Consider the following 4,823-nt stretch of genomic DNA (forward strand, 5'->3'; position numbering starts at 1 on the left):
CTGGACGCGGGCGAGATCGGGCGGATCACCGCGACCGTCGAGGGCGGCGCGGCCAACATCGCCGACATCTACCCCCTCGCCCCCCTCCAGGAAGGGATCTTCTTTCACTACCTGCTCCAGGCCGACAGCGACGTCGACGTCTTTGCGTCCACGACCCTGGTCGGGTTCGACTCGCGCGAGCGCCTCGACGCGTTTCTCGGTGCGCTTCAGCAGGTGATCGACCGGCATGACATCTACCGCACGGCGATCGTGTGGGAAGGCCTGCACCAGCCGGTCCAGGTCGTCCTGCGCAACGCGGTACTGCCCGTCGAGGACGTCACGCTCGACCCCCACGGCACCGACCCGGCCGAGCAGCTCCTCGCGCTGGCGGCCGGACGAGTGGACCTGAACCGGGCCCCGCTGATGCGGGTCGCGATCGCCGCGTCGCCGCGGTCGTCCGACAACGGGCAGTGGCTGGCAGCCCTGAGCATCCACCACCTCACACAGGACCAGACGGCCCTGGACGTGGTACTAGGCGAACTGAACGCGATCATGTCCGGCCAGGCCGACACGCTGCCCGCACCCATGCCCTTCCGTAACTTCGTGGCGCAGACCCGGCGAGGAGTGGCCGAGGAGGAGCACGAGCGCTACTTCGCGGAACTGCTGGGCGACGTGGACGAGACGACCGCCCCGTTCGGACTGCTGGACGCGCGCGGTGACGGCAGTGACGGACAGTGGGAGCAGCTCCTGGTGGACGAGGAGCTTTCCCACCGGGTGCGGGAAACGGCCCGCACGCTCCGCGTGAGCGCGGCCACCATCTTCCACCTGGCTTTCGCCCGTGTTCTGGCGGCCGCCTCGGGCCGAGACGATGTCGTCTTCGGCACCGTCCTGCTCGGCCGCATGAATTCAGGAGCCGGCGCCGACCGGGTGCCGGGCCCCTTCATCAACACCTTGCCCGTTCGTGTGAGGGTCGGCTCCGACGAGGTGGGACAGGCGCTTTCCGGGCTGCGGCAGCAGCTGGCCGGCCTGCTGGAGCATGAGCACGCTCCGCTCGCCGTGGCCCAGCGCGCCAGCGGCGTGCCGGCCTCCAGCCCCCTGTTCACGGCGGTTTTCAATTACCGGTACCGGCAGGAGACCGGCGAGGACACCGTCTCGGGCCTCGGCGGCATCCGCACGATGTCGATGCAGGAGCGTTCGAACTATCCGCTGAACGTCTCCGTCACCGACCGGGGCACCGGATTCGTCCTGACGGTCCAGGCCGTGGCCCCGGCCGACGCGGGACACGTGTGCAGACTGCTGCACACCGCATTGGACAGCCTGGTGACAGCGCTCGCAGAGGAACCGCACACCCGGATCGCTTCCGTTGAGGTGTTGGGTGGTGTGGAGCGTCGTCGGGTGGTGTCGGAGTGGAATGACACTGCGGTGGAGTTCGGGTCTGGTGTGGTGCCGGAGTTGTTTGCGGCGCAGGTGGTGCGGTCGCCGGGTGCGGTGGCTGTGGTGTGTGGTGATGAGGTGTTGTCGTTCGCGGAGTTGGACGCGCGGGCGAATCGGCTGGCGTGTTTCCTGGTGGCGCAGGGTGTGGGTGTCGAGTCGTTGGTGGCTTTGTGTCTGCCTCGTGGGGTGGACATGGTCGTGTCGATTCTGGCGGTGTGGAAGGCGGGTGCCGGGTATCTGCCGGTGGATCCGGAGTATCCGGCGGAGCGGATCGCGTTCACGCTGGCTGACAGTGGTGCGGCTCTGCTGTTGACGGATGAGGAGATTCTGGAGGATCTGCCGGCTGGTCGGGTGCGGATGGTGGCGCTCGATGAGGCGTTGACGGTGATGCAGCTGGCGGCTGTTTCTGCGGTGGCGCCTGAGGTGTCGGTGGCGGGAGCGGGTCTGGCGTATGTGATGTATACGTCGGGTTCGACGGGCCGGCCGAAGGGTGTCGCGGTTTCTCATGAGGGTCTGGCGAACTATGTGCGCTGGGCGGCGGGTGCGTATGGGGCTGTGGGTGGTGCGCCGCTGCATTCTTCGCTGGCGTTCGACTTGACGGTGACCAGTGTGCTGGTGCCTTTGGTGTCGGGTTCGCCTGTGGTGGTCAGTCGTGAGGGTGGGGCTGAGGGTCTGGCTGAGGCTGTCATCTCGCACGGCGGGTTCGGGCTGGCGAAGCTGGTGCCTGCGCATCTTCCGCTGCTGGGTGAGCTGCTTTCGGATGAGCAGGTGGCGGGGATGGCCGGCACGGTGGTGGTCGGTGGTGAGGCGTTGGCGGGTGCTTCGGTGCGTGCGTGGCTGGAGCGGGCGCCGGGTTCGGTGGTGGTCAATGAGTACGGTCCGACGGAGACGGTGGTCGGGTGCTGTGTTCTTGAGGTTCGTGCGGGTGATGAGGTCGGTGAGTCGGTTGCGATCGGGCGTCCGATTGCGAATACGCGGCTGTATGTGCTGGACGGGGGTCTTCGGCCGGTTCCGGTGGGTGTGGCGGGTGAGTTGTATATCGCGGGTGTGCAGTTGGCGCGTGGGTATGTGCGGCGTGCGGGTCTGACGGCTGAGCGGTTTGTGGCGTGTCCGTTCGAGCCGGGTGCGCGGATGTATCGCAGTGGTGATGTGGCGCGGTGGGCTGCGGATGGCCGGCTTGAGTATGTGGGTCGTGCGGATGAGCAGGTGAAGGTGCGTGGTTTCCGGATCGAGCCGGGTGAGGTCCAGTCGGTGGTCGCGGGGCATGCGTACGTGGCGCAGGCGGCGGTGGTCGCGCGTGAGGACGTGCCGGGCGATGTGCGGCTGGTTGCTTATGTGGTGCCGGGTGAGGGCGCGGATCGTGCGGGGCTGCCTGCTGGGGTGAGGGAGTTCGCGGGTTCCCGGCTGCCGGAGTACATGGTGCCCTCGGCTGTCGTGGTCCTGGACGCGCTGCCGTTGACGGGCAACGGGAAGCTGGACCGCAAGGCCCTGCCCGCCCCCGACAACAGGGTCGGCTCCGGACGCGGCCCGGCCACGGTGCGTGAAGAGATCCTGTGCGCGGCATTCGGGCAGGTCCTCGGACTCGACAGCGTGGGCGTGGACGACGACTTCTTCGAACTGGGCGGCCACTCCCTGCTCGCGATCCGGCTGGTGGAGCAGCTGCGTACCCAGGGCGTATCGGTGTCCGTACGCGTTCTCTTCGAAAGTCCGACGGTCGCCGGGCTCGCGGCGGTCGCCGGAGCCCAAGAGGTGGAGGTGCCGGAGAACCTCATCCCCACGGACGCGGTGGAGATCACGCCGGAGATGCTGCCGCTGGTGGAGCTGGACGCGGACGAGATCGGGCGGATCGTCACCACCGTCGAGGGCGGGGCGGCCAACATCGCAGACATCTACCCCCTTGCGCCGCTCCAGGAAGGTCTGCTCTTCCACCACCTGATGGCGGACGGTGGCAAGGACGCCTACGTGATGCCGACCGTGGTCGAGTTCGACTCGCGTGAGCGGCTCGACAGCTTTACCGAGGCCCTTCAGCAGGTCATCGACCGGCACGACATCTTCCGTACCGCGATCGTCTGGGAGGGCCTGCGCGAAGCGGTCCAGGTCGTACAGCGTCGAGCGCCGCTCCCCGTCGAGGTGGTCCGACTGGACGCGCGGAGCGATGACCTGACCGCCGACCTGGTAGCGGCCGGAGGTTCTTCGATGGACCTGGGCCGCGCCCCGCTCATCCGGATGCACGCGGCGGCCGAGCCGGGCACAGAGCGGTGGCTGGCCCTGGTGCGGGTGCACCACATGGTGCAGGACCACACCGCGATGGAGGTGCTGCTGGACGAGGTGGACGCGTTCCTGACCGGACGAGGCGCAGAGCTGGCGTCGCCGCTGCCGTTCCGCACCTTCGTCGCTCAGGCGCGCGGTGGCGTGGCGCGTGCGGAGCATGAGCGGTACTTCACCGAGCTGCTCGGTGACGTGACCGAACCGACCGCGCCGTTCGGACTCATGGACGTACACGGCGACGGCGCGGACGCGGTCCGCCTGGGCATCGCGCTGCCGACGGAACTGTCAGCACGAGTGGGCGAGCTGTCGCGCCGACTGGGCGCGAGCAAGGCCACACTCATGCACCTCGCGTGGGCTCGGGTTCTGGCCACGGTCAGCGGCCGGGACGATGTCGTCTTCGGCACAGTGCTGTTCGGCCGGATGAACGCCGGCGTCGGCTCGGACCGGGTGCCGGGCCCGTTCATCAACACCCTGCCGGTACGTGTGCGAGTGAACGAACTCGGCGTGCTGGAGGCGGTCGCGGCGATGCGTGGACAGCTCGCGGAGCTGTTGGAGCACGAGCACGCGCCGCTCGCACTGGCACAGCAGGCCAGTGGGGTGGCCGGCGACACGCCACTGTTCACTTCGATCTTCAACTACCGGCACAACGCCGCCCCCGCCGACGCTCCGGCGCCGGAGGAGGCTGACGCACAGGAGAACGGCGGAGGGATCCGGCTGCTCTTCCAGCGCGAGCGCACGAACTACCCGCTCCAGGTTGCGGTGGACGACTACGGGGACTCATTGGGGCTCTCCATCGACGCAGTGGCCTCGCTCGACGCGCGAGCGGTGGGTGCGCTTGTCTGCACCGCCACCAACGGCCTCGTGACAGCACTGGAACGGGCGCTGGACGGCGGCACTGACCTGCCGCTGAGCACGGTGACCGTGCTCGATGACGTGGAGCGTCATCGGGTGATCGAGCTGTGGAATGACACGGCTGTCGATGTCGGGTCGTTGACGTTGCCGGAGTTGTTTGAGGCTCGGGTGGCGGAGACGCCTGATGCGGTGGCCGTGGTGTTTGAGGGTGTTGAGGTTTTGTATGGGGAGTTGGATGCGCGGGCGAATCGTCTGGCCCGGCATCTGATTGCGCTGGGTGTGGGTCCTGA

At 68.2% G+C, this 4,823-nt stretch carries 1 protein-coding gene; it reads left to right on the forward strand.

The features are described 5' to 3' along the window. A partial coding sequence (locus tag AC0693_RS38625; protein WP_478804608.1) for an amino acid adenylation domain-containing protein occupies nucleotides 1–4,823 on the forward strand: 4,823 nt, incomplete at both ends.

The organism is Streptomyces sp. NPDC043876 (assembly GCF_056435825.1).